This is a genomic window from Xanthomonas sp. JAI131, assembly GCF_013410075.1.
GTDB lineage: Bacteria > Pseudomonadota > Gammaproteobacteria > Xanthomonadales > Xanthomonadaceae > Xanthomonas_A > Xanthomonas_A bonasiae.
The window spans coordinates 1,220,830-1,237,344 of sequence record NZ_JACCCN010000002.1 but is presented as its reverse complement, the minus strand read 5'-3'; the positions used below and the strand labels follow the sequence as shown (position 1 = coordinate 1,237,344).

Below are 16,515 nucleotides of genomic sequence, written 5' to 3'. Positions count from 1 at the left end.
GGACTTCCCCATGGCTGCTCCCCGCAACCGCGCACTGACCCCGGCCGAACTGCAGGCCTTCGGCGACGAACTCGATGCGCTGCGCGTGCGCACCGTCGCCACCCTGGGCGAGGCCGACGCGCGCTACATCCGCCGCATCGTCGCCGCGGTGCGCTACACCGGCCTGGCCGGACGCGCGCTGCTGTTCCTGGGCGCGTTCGTGCACAGCGTGCTGTGGCCGGCGTGGATCGCCGGCGTGGCGCTGCTGACCCTGTCCAAGATCCTGGAGAACATGGAACTGGGCCACAACGTGATGCACGGCCAGTACGACTGGATGGGCGATGCCCAGCTCAACGGCAACACCTACGAGTGGGACATCGTCGCCACCGGCGACAACTGGCGCAAGACGCACAACTTCAAGCACCACACCTACACCAACGTGCGCGGCATGGACGACGACATCGGCTACGGCCTGCTGCGCATCTTCCCCGAGCAGCGCTGGCGTCCGTTCTACCTGGCGCAGCCGTTCATCGCGGTGGTGTTCGCGCTGCTGTTCGAATGGGGCGTGGCGATCCAGGACCTGCGCCTGGGCCGCTGGTTCGCCGGCAAGATGAAGCGCGGCGAGCTGCGCCGCACCTTCCTGCCGGTCGGCCGCAAGATGGGCCGGCAGATCCTGAAGGACTACGTGATCTTCCCGGCGCTGGCCGGCCCGTTCTTCCTGACCGTGCTGCTGGGCAACCTCGCCGCCAACGTGCTGCGCAGCATCTGGACCTTCGTGATCATCTTCTGCGGCCACTTCACCGCCGATGCGGAGACCTTCCCGAAGGAGTCGATCAAGGGCGAGTCGCGCGGCCACTGGTATCTGCGCCAGCTGCGCGGTTCTTCCAACCTGGCCGGCGGCAAGCTGCTGAACGTGCTGTCGGGCAACCTGAGCCACCAGATCGAGCACCACTTCTACCCGGACATCCCGGCCAACCGCTACGCGGCGCTGGCGGTGGAGGTGAAGGCGATCTGCGCGCGCTACGGCCAGCACTACAACACCGGCTCGCTGCCGCGCCAGTTCGGCCAGGTGATGTGGCGGATCGTGCGCCACGCCTTCCCGAGCCGGCCGCGGCCGGTGCGCCAGGTACGCCAGCACGAGGCGATGCAGCAGACGGGTTGATCGCGCCGGACGACGCGTGATGCCAACGAAAGCAGGCCAGTCTGGCCTGCTTTTTTTATGCCGACTCCTTTGGGCTTGCGGCCGTAGTCTTGTGCAGACGGGAGGAAATGGCGGGGTGCAGGCGCTGCCAGGATATGGAAATATGTACCCGTTTCGGGTATGTTTGGAGGCAAGGATGACTCGCACGTTCAAGCGAAGGGATTTTGCGCGGTGGCAGGCCGGCGAAAAGCTGTCCGACACCGTTCTGTGCAAAGCGGTCCAGGAGATGGAAGCCGGGCTGATTGACGTGGATCTGGGCGGTCAGCTCTACAAGAAGCGGGTGGCCCGTCCTGGCGGCGGCAAGAGCGGTGGTTACCGCACGTTGTTGGCCGCTCGCATCGGCAGTCGCTACGTGTTCCTGCATGGGTTCCCCAAGAGCGGCAAGGCGAACATCGCGCAGGAAGAGAAGAAAGCGCTGCAATTCGCCGGCAAGGTGTTTCTGGAACTGTCCGGGGAAGCCTTGCTGAAAGCCTTGCAGTCGGGCGTATTAGTGGAGGTGCGGTGTGAGCAAAATCATTGAATCGCTGCGTTGTGATCTGGCCGCGCTCCACGAAGCGGGAGCGATCGGCAAGGTCACGATGCGCGAATTCGACGCGATCTGTCCGCCGCCGGTGCGAGCGTTCGGCGCGGCCGACATCAAGCGTCTACGCGAAGCCCTGAAGTTCAGCCAGCCAGTATTCGCGCATCACCTGCATACCACGGCATCGACGGTGCGCAAGTGGGAGCAGGGCGAAACCCGTCCTGCCGGGCCAGCGCTCAAGCTGCTCAACGTGATCGCCGACAAGGGGCTTCAGGCGATCCTGTAACGCGTGCCATGCGTTTCCGGCGCAGTGCTACAGCAGCGCGGTGCAGGTGGCTAAGCGTTGGCGCACGGCCAAGCGTGGCGACGGGACATGCACACGGACTGGCGGGAGAACCCGCCGGTTTTGTGCCTGACTTTCCACGCATCGCTCACGCGGCGGCGCAGATCATCCGCGCTGCCCGCGCATCACGCCTGGTGCGCCGGTCCATTCGACTGCGCGAGGTGTGCGATGAAGGCTGCAAACCTGTTCAATGCCGTCGCCAAGAAAGCGTCGTACGCGGCCGGCACGCCATGGACGTTCTGCATCGCGCTCGGCATCGTGGCGCTGTGGGGCGCCAGCGGCCCGGTGTTCGGCTTCAACGACACCTGGCAGCTGGTGATCAATACCGGGACCACCATCATCACCTTCCTGATGGTGTTCCTGATCCAGCACACCCAGAACGCCGACACCGCGGCGATGCAGATCAAGCTCGACGAGCTGATCCGCGCCACGCGCGAAGCCAACAACGAACTGCTGAACCTGGAAGAGCTGGACGAAAAGCGCCTGGAGCAGATCCGCAAGCAGTACGAAGCGCTGGCCCGTGCGGCAGGACGCGAACAGCAGGCGCGCGCGGGCAGCGGCGGGCAGCAGGCGACGGCCGCCGCGCCGGATGTCGACACCGCCGAGTGAACGGCTTCGCACGCCGCGCCGCGCGCGTGCGGCCGGCGGCTCCGTGACGCCGGACTTACGCCTCGCGTGGGACGCTGTCGCTCCCCCTCCCGCGGAGCAGCGCACGTGTCGAAACTCAGCATCGCCCGGCATCTGGCCGAAACCCTGGAAAGCGCCGGTGTCGAGCGCATCTGGGGAGTGACCGGCGACAGCCTCAACGGGCTGACCGACGCGCTGCGGCAGATGGACAGCATCGAATGGATGCACGTGCGCCACGAAGAGGTGGCCGCGTTCGCCGCCGGCGCCGAGGCCGCGCTGACTGGCAAGCTCGCGGTCTGCGCCGGCAGCTGCGGGCCGGGCAACCTGCACCTGATCAACGGCCTGTTCGACTGCCATCGCAGCCACCAGCCGGTGCTGGCGATCGCCGCGCATATCCCGTCTTCCGAGATCGGCCTGGGCTACTTCCAGGAAACCCATCCGCAGGAGCTGTTCCGCGAGTGCAGCCATTATGTCGAACTGGTCACCAATCCGGCGCAGATGCCGGAGGTGCTGCACCGGGCGATGCGCACCGCGATCCTGAAACAGGGCGTGGCGGTGGTGGTGATTCCCGGCGACGTGGCGCTGCAGGAGCTGCCCAAGGGCACGCCCAGCGCCTGGCCGGCGCTGGCGCCGCCGCGGATCCTGCCGGCCGACGCCGACGTGGAGCGCCTGGCCGAGCTGCTGCAGGCGAGCGAGGCGACCACGCTGTTGTGCGGCAGCGGTTGCGCCGGCGCGCACGACGAGCTGGTGGCGCTGGCCGACCTGCTCGGCGCGCCGATCGTACACGCGCTGCGCGGCAAGGAGCACGTGGAATGGGACAACCCGTTCGATGTCGGCATGACCGGCCTGATCGGTTTCAGTTCCGGCTACCAGGCCATGCTCAACTGCGACACGCTGTTGATGCTCGGCACCGATTTCCCGTACCGCCAGTTTTATCCGAAGGACGCGGCGATCGTGCAGGTGGATCGCGATCCGGCCGCGCTGGGCCGGCGCACGCCGCTGCAGCTGGGTATCGCCGCCGACGTGCGCGAGACCATCACCGCGCTGCTGCCGAAACTGCAGCGGCGCGAGCAGCGCGGCTTCCTGGACAAGTCGCTGGCGCATTACCGCAAGGCGCGCGAAGGCCTCGACGAACTGGCCGTGGCGGCCGCGCCCGGCGAGCCGCTGCACCCGCAGTTCGTGACCCGGATGATCGATGCGCTGGCCGACGAGGACGCGATCTTCAGCTGCGATGTCGGCACGCCCACGGTGTGGGCGGCGCGCTACCTGACCATGAACGGCAAGCGCCGCCTGCTCGGCTCGTTCAACCACGGCTCGATGGCCAACGCGATGCCGCAGGCGCTGGGCGCGCAGGCGCAGTTCCCGCGGCGGCAGGTGATCTCGCTGTCCGGCGACGGCGGCTTCACCATGCTGATGGGCGATTTCATCTCCCTGGCGCAGCTGGGGCTGCCGGTGAAGGTGGTGGTCTACAACAATGCCTCGCTGGGCTTCGTGGCGATGGAGATGAAGTCGGCCGGCTATCTGGATACCGGCACCGACCTGAGCAATCCGGACTTCGCGGCGATGAGCAACGCGATGGGCATCCTCGGCCTGCGCGTGGACGAGTCGGCGCAACTGGAGCCGGCGCTGCGCCAGGCCTTCGCGCATCCGGGGCCGGTGCTGGTCGATGTGCGCGTGGCCACCCAGGAGCTGGTGATTCCGCCGGCGATCAAGCTGGAGCAGGCCAAGGGCATGGGCCTGTATCTGTTGCGCGCGGTGATGAGCGGGCGCGGCGACGAGGTCGTCGAACTGGTCAGGACCAACCTGCGCTGAGCCGTGAACGGCAGCAGCGCGTCCGCGCATGCGCGGCGTTGCGCGCTGCTATCTTTCAATTTTCGCGTCCCCCGGTGGACCATGCCCCGTTCGCTGTTGCGGCAGCTGCTGCTGATCTGGATCGTCATCCTCGCCGCGTGCGTGGGCATGACGGTGGTGCTGTTCGGCCTGTACCGGCACAGCGAGGGCGTGCGCGTCAGCGAGGCGCAGGCGCGGTTGCAGGGCGAATGCGCGCGCATCGTGCAGCGCTACAACGGCGCCAGCGCCGCGGCGCGCGGCAGCGACGGCGCCGGCCTGGCCGCGGTGGTGCTGCAACTGGTGCTGGCCGACGCCGCGGGCGTGGAAGGCGGGGTGTGGGAGCGGCAGCGCGGCTTCGTCGCCTATGCCTATCCCACCTACGACGGCAGCGACCACAAGACCGATGTGCCGACTGCCGAACAGAGCGCCATCGTGGCTACTGCGCAGCGCGGTGTCGCCAAGCAGCAGGCGGTGCACTACCGCCGCGATGGCCAGCGCGAGACGCTGTTGATCGCGGCCTGCCCGCTGGATCGCAGCACCGCGGCGTGGACGATGGCGCGGGTCACTGCCACCGGCGAGGCCTCGGCCAGTCGTCCGCTGGCGGTGGGCGTGGCGCTGATCCTGGCGCTGGTGGTGGTGTCGGCCATCGCGCTGGGATGGGTGGTGCGGCGCTGGAGCCAGCGCCTGCACGGCATCCAGCAGGCCTTGGCGACGCCGGCGGAGGTGCCGACGATTCCGGCCACCGGCGCGCCGGAACTGGACCGCCTCGGCGCGGCGGTCACCGACTATGCGCAGCGCAGCGCGAAGGCCCTGGCGGAAGCGCGCCGGCTCGGCGAGGAACTGTCGCGGCACGAACGGCTGGCTGCGCTCGGGCGCATGACCGCGACCGTGGCGCACGAGATCCGCAACCCGATCGCGACCTTGCGCCTGGCCCTGGAAAACCAGATCGCCGCCGGCCAGGGCGGTTTCGACGAGGCGCAGGCGCAACTGATGCTGGCGCAGATCCAGCGCCTGGACGGCGTGGTCGAAAGCCTGCTGGGCATGGTCCAGCCGATCCGCCTGCAGCGCGAGACGGTGGCGTTGCAGCCGTGGTTGCAGGCGCTGCTCGATCCGGCCGACTGGGATCCGCTGGCGCCGCCGATCGCACTGCAATTTGCGGAGGCGCCGAGCGAATGGACCCTGGATCCGCAGCAGGCGGCGCGGGCCTTGCACAACCTGCTGCGCAACGCGCTGCAGCACGCCGCGCCCGGCACCGCGGCGACGCTGACGGTCGCAGCCGACGCCGACCTGCTGCGGCTGACCGTGGCCAACCAGGGACCCCCGGTGCCCGCGCCGGTGGCCGCGCACCTGTTCGAACCCTTCGCCAGCGGCCGCAGCGACGGCAACGGCCTGGGCCTGGCGCTGGTGCGCGAGATCGCCCGCGCGCACGGCGGCGAGGTGCGCTACGCGCACCATGACGGCGTCACCTCCTTCATTCTGGAACTGCCATGGCGCGCATCCTGATCGTCGACGACGACACCGCCTTCCTGAGCACGCTGCAGGCCACGCTGCGCTCGTTCGGCCACGAGGTGATCGCTGCCGCAGATGGCGAAGGGGGACTGGCGCGATTGCGCGATGGCGGCATCGACCTGGCCTTCGTCGATTTCCGCATGCCGGGCATGGACGGCATCGCGCTGATGCGCGCGCGCCAGGCGCATGCGCAGGCCGCGGCCGTGCCGCTGGTGATGCTCACCGCCTACGCCTCCAGCAGCAACACCATCGAGGCGATGAAGCTCGGTGCGTTCGATCACCTGGTCAAGCCGGTGGGCCGCGCCGACATCGTCGCGGTGGTGGAGCGCGCGCTGCAGGCGCATGCCGGCGGCGACGGCAGTGCGGCAGCGCCGCAGGCGCCGGCCGAGGATGCCGGCGCGCTGCTCGGCCACAGCGCGGCGATGCGCACCGTGCACAAGCGCATCGGCCTGGCCGCGGCCTCGGACCTGCCGGTGCTGGTCAGCGGCGAGACCGGCACCGGCAAGGAGCTGGTGGCGCGCGCGCTGCATCGCGCCAGCGCCCGCGCGGGCGCGGCGTTCGTCGCGGTCAACTGCGCGGCGATCCCGGCCGAGCTGATCGAAAGCGAATTGTTCGGCTACCGCAAGGGCGCCTTCTCCGGCGCCGTCGCCGATCGTCCCGGGCTGATCCGCGAAGCCGACGGCGGCACCTTGTTCCTGGACGAGATCGGCGACATGCCGCTGCCGATGCAGGCCAAGCTGCTGCGTTTCCTGCAGGAAGGCGAGGTGTCGCCATTGGGCGGGCGCGGCGCGCAGAAGGTGGACGTGCGCGTGGTCGCCGCCACCCATCGCGAACTGGCGCAGTTGGTCGCCGACGGCCGTTTCCGCAGCGACCTGCGCTACCGGCTCAACGTGGTGCCGATCGAATTGCCGCCGCTGCGCGAGCGCGGCGACGACATCGTGCTGCTGGCCCAGCATTTCCTCGAGGAGGGCGCCAGCGCGCCACGCACGCTGTCGGCAGCGGCGCAGGCGCGGCTGCGCGCGTATCCGTGGCCGGGCAACGTGCGCGAGCTGCGCAACGCGATGCAGCGCTGCCAGGTGCTGGTGCGCACGCCGACGATCGAGGCGCACGACCTGGACGAGGTGTTGGCCGGCGATACCGCGGCGACGTCCGCCGAGACGCCGGCGTTGACCCTGCCCGACGCGATCGCGCAACTGGAGAGGCAGATGATCCAGGCGGCACTGACCCAAGCGCAGGGCAATCGCGCCGAGGCCGCACGCCGGCTCGGCATCCATCGCCAGCTGCTGTATCGCAAGCTCGACGATTACGGGCTGGGCTAGGCGCAGCGCCACCGGCCAGCCACGACGCGGCCTGACGCCCGCCCAATATCCGCCGCAATCGCAGCCGCAACGCCCGTGTAGGAGCGGCTTCAGCCGCGACAGACACTCCCCCGCAACGCGCCTGCCAACCCGAACAACCCCATCAGCCAGACAAGCGCTCCCCAGCGGCACCCGGCAGCAAACGAAGCAACCGCCCCAAGCGTCCGCTCGCAGACACCGCAGCTGTCCGCAAAACGGACGGCGGTGGATGAAGCGCAGACACCCATCGTGGCCGTTTCCAAGTGATATGTATTTAAAAATCAATAACTTAAAACTTGGCACGGATGCTGCGATGACCGTCATACAGGCGGACTCCCTCGCCGCCCTGGAGAACTTCCGATGATCCGTCGTAGCGCACTCGCTTTCTCGCTGGCCATCGCCGCCGCCACCGCCGCCGCGCAGGTGCCGGCTCCCCCCGCGGCCCCTGCCGCCGCCGCTGCCGGTATCGCGCCGCCGCCCGCACCTCCTGCGCCACCCGCGCCACCCGCGCCGATCGCCGCCGCGCAGGTCAGTGTCCAAGGCACGGTCGACCGTTTCATGCTCAATCCCAACGGCGACGTCGATGGGCTGTGGCTGCGCGACGGCACCCAGGTCGGCTTCCCGCCGCACCTGTCGGCCGACCTGCAGGCCGCGGTGCGCCGCGGCGATGCGGTGACCGTGCAGGGCTATCGCCTGGGCACGCTGCCGCTGCTGCAGGCCAGTGCGATCAGCGCGCGTCGCAGCGGCAAGCAGGTGGTGGACCGCCCGCCGAACCCGCTGGCCGGCCCGCCTGCGCCGCCGACCCCGCCGGCGTTGAATCCGATGCAGGCCGAAGGCCGCATCGAACGCCTGGTCTATGGTCCGGGCGGCGACACCGCCGGGGTGCTGCTCAGCGACGGCACCGTGGTGCGGATGCCGCCGCACGTGGCGGTGCAGTACAGCACGCTGTTGCGCGTCGGCGCGCCGCTGAGCGTCAGCGGTTTCGGCGTGGCGACCGCGGCCGGTCGCGCGCTCGAGGCGACCCAGCTCGGCCGCGACCGCGCCTCGCAGCGCACCCTGTTCGCGCCGCCCGCACCGCCGGCCGCGCCGGCCGCGCCGCCGCCGCCGGGCGGTCCCGCCGCACCTGCCGCACCGCCGGTGCCGCCGCCCGCGCCGCGCTGATCGGCCTGGCCATGTGACCCCGGCGCCCGCTGCTTGCCGCGGCGGGCGCCGCTACCGGCGCGACGCCGGTTCCCCACGTTCATTGGAGTAACGCTATGCATTGGGTCGATCCCGATTACCTGCCGGAAACCCGCGGCACGCTCGCCCGCTTCCTGCTCAATCCCAAGGCCGAGGTCGATGGCCTGCTGCTCGACGACGGCACCGAGGTGCATACCGCGCCGCACCTGTCGGCGCAGTTGCTGAAAACGCTCAAGCCGGGCATCGCGCTCGGCGTGCGCGGACTCAAGCCCTACGGCGTGGACATGCTGGTCGCGCTGGCGATCGATCCCGACGGCGGCAAGCGCATCGCCGATCGCGGGCCGCATGGGCCGCACGCCGATCACAAGCCGGGCAAGAAGCCGGAGAAATCCGCAAAACCCGAGAAGCACGAAACGCCCGCCAAGACCCAGCACAGCGGTGTGATCGCGCGGCTGCTGCACGGTCCGCACGGGCAGGTGCACGGCGCGCTGCTCGAAGACGACAGCACCGTGCGTTTCCCGCCGCATGCCGCCGCGCCCTTGGCCAAATGGCTGGCGGTGGGCAAGCCGCTGGCGGTGGAAGGCCACGCGCTGGCCTCGCCGCACGGCACGGTGATCCACGCGCAGGCCCTGGGTGCGAAAGCGTCGGCGTTGCAGCCGATCGCGCCCAAGCCGCATCCGCCCAAGCCGCATGACGCCGACAAGCCGAAGCCCAAACCCAAGCACTGAACCGGGCAGGGCGGGGGTGGTCGCGGTGACGCGGCGGCCCCTGCGTCGCGTATCGTTTCGCGTCCGTCGTGGTGTCCGCGGCGGCGCTTTCAGGACCTCGCCATGTCGCTTTTTCGCTGTGCGCCTCGCTATGGTTTCCCGCTTGTTTCCGCCCGCGTGGCGGTGCGGCGATGAGCGCGCGCGCGCCCGCTGCGCCTGGTGCCCGCCCGCGCGGCACGCGCGCGCTGGAAGCGCTGAACTTCACCCTGGCCGACGTGCAGGACGGGCTCGGTCCGTTCCTGAGCGTGTTCCTGCAATCCAAGGGTTGGTCGCTGGGGGCGATCGGCTCGGTGATGAGCATCGGCGGCATCGCCGGCATGCTCGCGACCACGCCGGGCGGCGCGCTGGTCGATGCGACCCGGCGCAAGCGCAGCATCGTGGTGGTCGGTTGCACGTTGATCCTGCTGGCCTCGGCGCTGCTGTGGTGGTCGCCTAGCTTCGCCGGCGTGGTGACCGCGCAGGTGATGACCGCGCTCGCCGCCGCGGCACTGGGCCCGGCGTTGTCGGGCATCACCCTGGGCCTGGTGCGGCAGGCCGGGTTCGATCACCAGATCGCGCGCAACCAGGTCGGCAGCCATGCCGGCAACGTGGTCGCGGCGGCACTGGCCGGGCTGCTCGGCTGGAAGTTCGGCTTCGGCGCGGTGTTCGCGCTGACCGGCTGCTTCGGCGTGCTGGCGATCGCCTCGGTGCTGCTGATCCCGCGCGATGCGATCGACCATCGCGCCGCGCGCGGCCTGGCCGACGCCGGCGCGCACGGCGCGGACCACGCCAGCGGCTGGTCGGTGTTGCTGACCTGCAAGCCGCTGCTGGTTTTGGCGTTGGCGCTGGCGCTGTTCCACCTCGGCAATGCGGCGATGCTGCCGCTGTACGGCATGGCCGTGGTCGCCGCGCACCAGGGCGATCCCAGTGCGCTGACCGCGACCACGATCATCGTCGCGCAGGCGACGATGGTGGTGGCCTCGCTGCTGGCGATGCGCCTGATCCGCGTGCGCGGGCATTGGTGGGTGATGCTGCTGACCTTCCTGGCGTTGCCGTTGCGCGGGCTGATCGCGGCCAGCCTGATCCATGCCTGGGGCGTGTTCCCGGTGCAGATTCTCGACGGCGTCGGCGCCGGCCTGCAGAGCGTGGTGGTGCCGGCGCTGGTGGCGCGGTTGCTGCAGGGCACCGGCCGGGTCAATGTCGGCCAGGGCGCGGTGATGACGGTGCAGGGCATCGGCGCGGCGCTGAGTCCGGCGCTGGGCGGCTGGATCGCGCAGGACTTCGGCTACCGCACCGCGTTCCTGCTGCTCGGCGGCATCTCGCTGCTGTCGCTGGCGCTGTGGGTGGGTTTCCGCAAGCAGTTGCTGCAGGTGGCCGGGGTGCCGACAGCGCAGGGTACGGTGGCGCCAGCGCCGGCTTGATTCGCCGTCGCGACCGCGCCGCGCCGATCAGTCCAATGCCACGCCCGCGACCACGTCGCAGGCGATGCCGGCAGCGGCCAGTTGCGCGGCCAGCTGCGCATGCGGCCACTGGCGGAACGCATCGCCGGGTTTCAGGCTGACCACGCGCTGCCCGGCCTGCACCTGCGCGATCAGCAACGCCAGGTGCGCGTCGGTGTCGGCCGGCAGCGGCTGGCGTGTCGCATCGCGGCGCGCCAGGCTCAGCACCGCGGCGTCCACTGCCGGATCGCACAGCAGCAGATCGGCCTGGTTCAACGCACGCAGTGCCTTCAGCGTCAGCGCGCCGGGATCGCCGTTGCCGGTGCCGACCAGCCACACGCTGCCGCGGCGCGGCACGTCCTCCGCGCTGCGCTGCAGAGCATCGTGGAACGCCTGCTCGGCGGCCTGGGTCTGCCCGCTCTGCAGCAGCACCTGCACCGGGCCTTCCAGTACCTGTTCGAACCAGCGCCGGCGCTGCGCCAGCTGCGGCAGACGCGCGCGGATCGCCTCGCGGTGGCGCGCGAACAACTGCGCCAACTGCGCGTAGGAATGGTCCAACTCGGTTTCCCAGCGCTCGCGCAGGCGCCGCGCCAGCATCGGCGCCGCGCCGCTGGAGGAGATCGCCACCAGCAGCGGATCGCGGTCGATGATCGCCGGCACCTGGAACGTGGACAGCTCGGCGTCGTCGACCACGTTGACCAGCTTGCGGCGTTGCCCGGCCTGCGCGGCGAGCTCGCGGTTGAAGGCGTTGTCGTCGGTGGCCGCGACCACCAGCCAGGCGTCGTCCAGCCATTGCGGATCGAACTCGCCATCGACCCGCTGCAGCCGGCCCTGCGCCAGCCACTGCGCCACCGTGGCGTTGAGCGCGTGCGCGTACACCAGCACCTGCGCGCCGGCGTGCAGCAGCGCCTCGATCTTGCGCATCGCCACCTCGCCGCCGCCGACCACCAGCACGCGGCGCCCGCCCAGGTCGGCGAACAAGGGATACAGCGGCATGCAAACTCCTGCGTGGTGGGGGACGGCTCGCGGCGGACGCGTGTTGCATGGCACCATGCGGCTCAGCCAACTTCCGCTAGCCAGGCCCGAATGCTGCGCGTCCTGCTGGTCAACGATACCGAAAAGCCGATCGGGCAGCTGCGCCAGGCGCTGCTCGACGCCGGCTACGAGGTGTTGGACGAAGTGGCGGCGGCGCCGGCGCTGCTCAAGGCGGTGTCCACCCAGCAGCCGGACGTGGTCATCATCGACGTCGATTCGCCTTCGCGCGACACGCTCGAGCAACTGGCGCTGATCCATCGGCAGGCGCCGCGTCCGGTGGTGATGTTCTCCGCCGACGGCGACGACCAACTGATCCGCGCCGCGGTGAGCGCCGGCGTCACCACCTACGTGGTCGACGGCCTGGCGCCGGCGCGGCTGGCGCCGATCGTGCAGGTGGCGCTGGCGCGCTTCGAGCAGGAAGCGGGCATGCGCCGGCAACTGGACGAAGTGCAGGGCAAGCTGCGCGACCGCGAACAGATCGACCGCGCCAAGCGCCTGCTGATGGACAAGCGCGGGATGAGCGAGAACGAGGCCTACGCCGCGCTGCGGCAGCAGGCGATGAAGCAGGGACTGAAGCTGGCCGAGGTCGCCCAGCGCATCCTCGCGATGGCCGACTTGCTGGGATGAGGAAGCGATGAGCGCACCACTGCACCCCGAACCGCGCACCTTGCGCCTGGGCTACCTGCCGCTGATCGACTGCGCGCCGCTGGTGACCGCAGTGCGGCTGGGCCTGGACCGCCGCCATGGCCTGCGCCTGGACCTGCAGCGGCAGGCCTCGTGGGCGGCGGTGCGCGACAAACTGCTGTCCGGCGAACTGGACGCCGCGCACGCGTTGGCCGGCCTGGTCTACGGCGTGGAATGCGGCATCGGCGGGCCGCAGGCGGACATGGCGATCCTGCTCACGCTCAACCAGAACGGCCAGGCGATCACCCTGGCGCCGGCGCTGGCCGACGCGCTGGCGCAAGGCACGCCGCTGCGCAGCGCGCTGGCCGCGCTCGGCCGCGCGCCGGTGTTCGCGCAGACCTTCCCCACCGGCACTCACGCGATGTGGCTGTACTACTGGCTGGCGGCGCAGGGCGTGGATCCGATCGGCGGCATCCAGGCGGTGACCCTGCCGCCGCCGCAGATGCCCGATGCGCTGGCGCGCGGCGAACTGGACGGCTACTGCGCCGGCGAACCGTGGGCGGCGCAGGCCGAGGCGATGGGCGTGGGCCGGCGCGCGATCCGCAGCGGCGAGTTGTGGCCCGGGCATCCGGAAAAAGTGCTGGCCTGCCGCCGCGCCTTCGCCGCGCTGCAGCCGGAACTGGCGACCGCGCTGACCGCCACGCTGTTGGACGCCTGCCGTTGGCTCGACGATGCCGCGCACCGCCGCGAAGCGGTGGCGTGGTTGGCCGACCCGGAGGTGATCGGGCTGCCGGCCGAGCGCATCGCGGCGTGCCTGCTGCCGGGAGGCGCCGCCGACGATGGCGCCGATCCGCAGGGGCTGCGTTTCCACGCCGGCGGCCTGGCGAACATGCCGTGGCTGTCGGATGGGCGTTGGTTCCTGCAGCAGTTCCGGCGTTGGGGGTGGTTGCCGGCGAGCGAGGCGGGGGCCGAGCAGGAGGCGGCGCACGATGCGCAGATCGTGGCGCGGGTGCATCGGTTGGAGACGTATCGTGCGGCGGCTGCGCAGTTGGGGATCGCGGTGCCGGAGCGCGACGAGCGCGAGGATGGGTTGCCGGATTGGGGGGATGCGCGCGCGCCTGCTTAGCTAGGCAACACGCTGTTGTCTTGCACCGGGTATCCGGCGTACGGCAAGGAGCATATCGTCGCGTTCTTGCTCTGCGTAAGCGATCTCTCGCAGAGGCACGGGTTCATGGCCGTCGATTCTGCGGTGTGCAGGTTGATGCTGCGCTGCGAGCCGCAACAGCTGATCGTCCGCAGTTCTGCCGGGTCTGGGCAACGCTGTTAGGTTTGGCGAATGCGGGAAGAGGCAATGGTTACTTTGGGCGGGAAACGAACTTGCAGGCGTGGGGGGTGGCAGGGTGACCAGTGTGTATCAGTCCACCCGGCAAAATTAGCGCTGCGTGCGTTCCATCTTCAGCCGTGCCTGCGACTTGTCGTCCCCCAGCGCTGCGGCGCGTTCCAGTAACGCCAGCGCGGTGGTGCGGTCGGCATCGCCGCCGCGTTCCAAGCGCATGAGCGCGGCGTTGTAGGCGGCAATGGCGCTGCCCTTGGCGGCGGCGCGTTCGAAGCCGGCCAGCGCCTTGTCTGGGCACAGGAACAGGACGTCCCAGCCGGCCGCGGCCTGCGTCAGCAGCGTGGGATCGGTATCGCCGATGTCGCCCTCCACGAACGTGGGCCAGCCCGCCACCAGGGGAACGAACAGCTCTGCGCCAGCGGGCAGGAAATAGGAGCCGGCGCCTTCGCGCACGGTGTAGGCCTGGTGCGTGGTGCGGCGTGAGCCGTCCTTGGAAAGCCACAGGAAGCCGTCTTCGCCCTTCACTGGAAAACCGTCCAATGCCTTGGACACGCGATCGGCCAGCGACGGCACGCCCGGCCCTGGCGACACGCCGGTCCACGAGGCCAGCAGTTCCACGCGCTGCACGTTTTCGTCGCGTTGCGCGCGAATGGTCGCGGCGAGGTCGTCGGGGGTGAGAATGCGCCACTCTCCGTCGTACATGCGCCAGGGGCTGGCCTGCAGGCCGATGGTGAAACTCGCAGCGCTGTCCGGCACGGCTTCCATGTAGTCGTAAAGCGCCCGGGCCGAATAGACGCAGCTGGCGGCTCCCTTGCTCGGCGAGCAGGTTGTCACGCTGACCGAGCCCGACAGCGGCAGGTGGTTGTCGCACGCCCACGCGGCGGGGCTGAGCAGAAAGACGGCGAGCAGGGCGTGTTTCATCTGATGGGAAAAGGATGGCCGACAGGAAGATGGCAGCGTGCCGATTCCCGTGCGGTCCAGCAAGCCGGAGTGCACGATTGTCGGCGGTAGCGCTTTTGGCCAAGTGGGGCCGCCGCGGACGCTAGCGGTGCCGCGCCCGGATGGCGCTGGCGGCGAGCTGGAGAACGCTGTGGTGGCGCTGGAATCGCAGCGCCTGGGGCGTGGCGCATCCAGCATCGGCGGATCGGGATTCGGTGCCATGGACGCAAGGCATGTTCGAATCTTCCAGTGCCTTGTCCACGGCAACCACACGCGACTCGCCACGATTGCCGCGACGCACAATAAAGGTGCGTTGCGCACCACTTGTGTTCGTTGGCGCGCGGCGCGGCCGGCGGTCGGCGGCGCTGCAACTTGCTGATGAACTATCCAACGCCTTGAATTCTCGGATGATTCGGCCGCGCCGCCGCCGTCGCGAACACTTGGCACGCCGATTGCGATAGCTCCAGCGCGGACGCAACGGGGTGTCCGCACCAACTCGATTCGGCAGGCGGGCCAACGGCGGCCCATCTGCCCAGACAACGGCGTCTTCCGGTGCGAACCGGACGGCGCCGTTTTCGTTTTTCCCTCCCCTCGACTACCGCGCGCTGCGGGTGGTGTGCAGCGCTGCGGCCCAACGTTTCTCGGAGATGGCGCGGATGAATCGATCGTTCTGGCAAGCCGGGCATACGCCCACGCTGTTGTCGGCGTTCCTGTATTTCGACCTGAGTTTCATGGTCTGGTACCTGCTCGGTCCGCTGCAGGTGCAGATCGCCGCGGCGTTGCAGCTGGATACGCAGCAGCGCGCGCTGATGGTCGCGGTGCCGATCCTGTGCGGGGCGGTGCTGCGGCTGTTCCTGGGCATGCTCGCCGATGTGATCGGCGCCAAGCGCGCGGGGATGCTGGCGCAGGTGCTGGTGATCGTGGCGCTGGCGGTGGCGTGGCAGCTGGGCGTGCGCAGCTTCGCGCAGGTGCTGCTGCTGGGACTGATGCTCGGTGTGGCCGGGGCCTCGTTCGCGGTGGCGCTGCCGCTGGCCTCGCGCTGGTATCCGCCGCAGCACCAGGGCACGGCGATGGGCATCGCCGGCGCCGGCAATTCCGGCACGGTGTTCGCGGCGCTGTTCGCGCCGGTGCTGGCCACGGCGTTCGGCTACCAGGCCGTGTTCGGGCTGGCGTGCATTCCGCTGGCGCTGACTTTGCTGGTGTTCGCGCTGTGCGCCAAGGACGCGCCGGTGGAGGTGCCGCGCAAGCATCTGGGCGACTACGCGCGGGTCCTCGTCGGCAACCGCGATTCGTGGTGGTTCATGCTGTTCTACGCGATCACCTTCGGCGGCTTCGCCGGGTTCGCCAGCGCCTTGCCCGGCTACTTTCACGATCAATTCGATTTCTCGCCGAAGCTCGCCGGTTGGGCCACCGCGGCCTGCGTGCTGGCCGGCTCGGTGATGCGTCCGCTCGGCGGTGCGCTGGCCGACCGCATCGGCGGCACCCGCACGCTGTTGTCGATCTATCTGCTGGTGGCATTGCTGGTGGCCGCTGCGGCGATCGGCGTCGGCGGCCCGGCGGCGACGGTGGCGCTGTTCGTGCTGACCCTGCTGTGCCTGGGCACCGGCAATGGCGCGGTCTTCCAGCTGGTGCCGCAGCGGTTCGGCCGCGACATCGGGCTGATGACCGGGTTGATCGGCATGGCCGGCGGCATCGGCGGGTTCCTGCTCGCCGCGGGGCTGGGCATCGTCAAGCAGCACACCGGCAGCTATGCGCTGGGGCTGTGGCTGTTCGCCGGCTGCGCGCTGCTGGCCTGGGGCCTGCTGTCCAACGTCAAGCAGCACTGGCGCAGCCAATGGGCCGCGGCCGGCGCGGCACGCGTCTGATCATTC

General features: G+C 70.0%; 16 protein-coding genes. 14 read left to right on the top strand and 2 right to left on the bottom strand.

Features of this window, described 5'->3' with window-relative positions:
• Positions 1-10: 10 nt before the first annotated feature.
• From HDC36_RS11930 to HDC36_RS11885, 10 genes are all read left to right on the top strand, one after another.
• On the top strand, positions 11-1,141 hold the full coding sequence (locus HDC36_RS11930; RefSeq protein ID WP_179567496.1) for an acyl-CoA desaturase: 1,131 nt from the start codon (positions 11-13) through the stop codon (positions 1,139-1,141).
• 175 nt (positions 1,142-1,316) lie between these two features.
• Positions 1,317-1,700 carry a type II toxin-antitoxin system RelE/ParE family toxin gene (locus tag HDC36_RS11925; protein WP_179567494.1) on the top strand — a complete coding sequence of 128 codons (384 nt, stop codon included), beginning with the start codon at positions 1,317-1,319 and terminating at the stop codon, positions 1,698-1,700.
• Positions 1,684-1,986 (top strand): DNA-binding transcriptional regulator, encoded by a 303-nt coding sequence (locus HDC36_RS11920; RefSeq protein ID WP_179567492.1) that lies wholly within the window; start codon positions 1,684-1,686, stop codon positions 1,984-1,986. Before HDC36_RS11925 ends, HDC36_RS11920 begins: the two co-directional genes overlap by 17 nt.
• Positions 1,987-2,211: 225 nt before the next feature.
• Positions 2,212-2,652 carry a low affinity iron permease family protein gene (locus HDC36_RS11915; RefSeq protein ID WP_179567490.1) on the top strand — a complete coding sequence of 147 codons (441 nt, stop codon included), beginning with the start codon at positions 2,212-2,214 and terminating at the stop codon, positions 2,650-2,652.
• 120 nt (positions 2,653-2,772) lie between these two features.
• Complete coding sequence (poxB, locus tag HDC36_RS11910; protein ID WP_179568062.1) at positions 2,773-4,482, top strand: ubiquinone-dependent pyruvate dehydrogenase; 1,710 nt, start codon at positions 2,773-2,775, stop codon at positions 4,480-4,482.
• An 81-nt stretch (positions 4,483-4,563) separates the two neighbouring features.
• A complete protein-coding gene (locus HDC36_RS11905) occupies positions 4,564-6,003 on the top strand; it encodes a HAMP domain-containing sensor histidine kinase (RefSeq protein ID WP_179567488.1) in 1,440 nt (479 codons plus the stop codon).
• Complete coding sequence (locus HDC36_RS11900) at positions 5,988-7,328, top strand: sigma-54 dependent transcriptional regulator (protein ID WP_179567486.1); 1,341 nt, start codon at positions 5,988-5,990, stop codon at positions 7,326-7,328. The genes HDC36_RS11905 and HDC36_RS11900 overlap by 16 nt, the downstream gene beginning before the upstream one ends.
• Positions 7,329-7,706: 378 nt before the next feature.
• Complete coding sequence (locus HDC36_RS11895; protein WP_179567484.1) at positions 7,707-8,507, top strand: hypothetical protein; 801 nt, start codon at positions 7,707-7,709, stop codon at positions 8,505-8,507.
• Positions 8,508-8,602: 95 nt separating this feature from the next.
• A complete protein-coding gene (locus HDC36_RS11890) occupies positions 8,603-9,253 on the top strand; it encodes a hypothetical protein (protein WP_179567482.1) in 651 nt (216 codons plus the stop codon).
• A 170-nt stretch (positions 9,254-9,423) separates the two neighbouring features.
• Entirely contained in the window at positions 9,424-10,692 is a 1,269-nt protein-coding gene (locus tag HDC36_RS11885; RefSeq protein WP_179567480.1) for an MFS transporter, read from the top strand.
• A 27-nt stretch (positions 10,693-10,719) separates the two neighbouring features.
• Here the strand turns inward: HDC36_RS11885 and HDC36_RS11880 are convergent, their stop codons facing one another.
• The gene (locus tag HDC36_RS11880) at positions 10,720-11,706 is read right to left on the bottom strand and encodes an NAD(P)-dependent oxidoreductase (protein ID WP_179567478.1); all 987 of its coding nucleotides are present in this window, start codon (positions 11,704-11,706) and stop codon (positions 10,720-10,722) included.
• 93 nt (positions 11,707-11,799) lie between these two features.
• Between HDC36_RS11880 and HDC36_RS11875 the strand changes: the two genes are divergently transcribed.
• Both HDC36_RS11875 and HDC36_RS11870 read left to right on the top strand, forming a co-directional pair.
• Complete coding sequence (locus tag HDC36_RS11875; protein WP_100225477.1) at positions 11,800-12,372, top strand: ANTAR domain-containing protein; 573 nt, start codon at positions 11,800-11,802, stop codon at positions 12,370-12,372.
• Between the two features lie 7 nt (positions 12,373-12,379).
• Complete coding sequence (locus HDC36_RS11870) at positions 12,380-13,495, top strand: CmpA/NrtA family ABC transporter substrate-binding protein (RefSeq protein WP_179567476.1); 1,116 nt, start codon at positions 12,380-12,382, stop codon at positions 13,493-13,495.
• A gap of 306 nt (positions 13,496-13,801) precedes the next feature.
• On the opposite strand, the gene HDC36_RS11865 is transcribed toward HDC36_RS11870, so the two are convergent.
• Positions 13,802-14,626: a hypothetical protein gene (locus tag HDC36_RS11865; RefSeq protein WP_179567474.1), complete on the bottom strand. Its 825-nt coding sequence runs from the start codon at positions 14,624-14,626 to the stop codon at positions 13,802-13,804.
• Between the two features lie 37 nt (positions 14,627-14,663).
• On the opposite strand from HDC36_RS11865, the gene HDC36_RS11860 reads away from it, so the two are divergent.
• Complete coding sequence (locus HDC36_RS11860) at positions 14,664-15,023, top strand: hypothetical protein (RefSeq protein WP_179567472.1); 360 nt, start codon at positions 14,664-14,666, stop codon at positions 15,021-15,023.
• A gap of 316 nt (positions 15,024-15,339) precedes the next feature.
• Positions 15,340-16,509, top strand: coding sequence for a nitrate/nitrite transporter (locus HDC36_RS11855; RefSeq protein ID WP_179568060.1), 1,170 nt, complete (start codon positions 15,340-15,342; stop codon positions 16,507-16,509).
• The last annotated feature ends 6 nt before the right edge of the window (positions 16,510-16,515 follow it).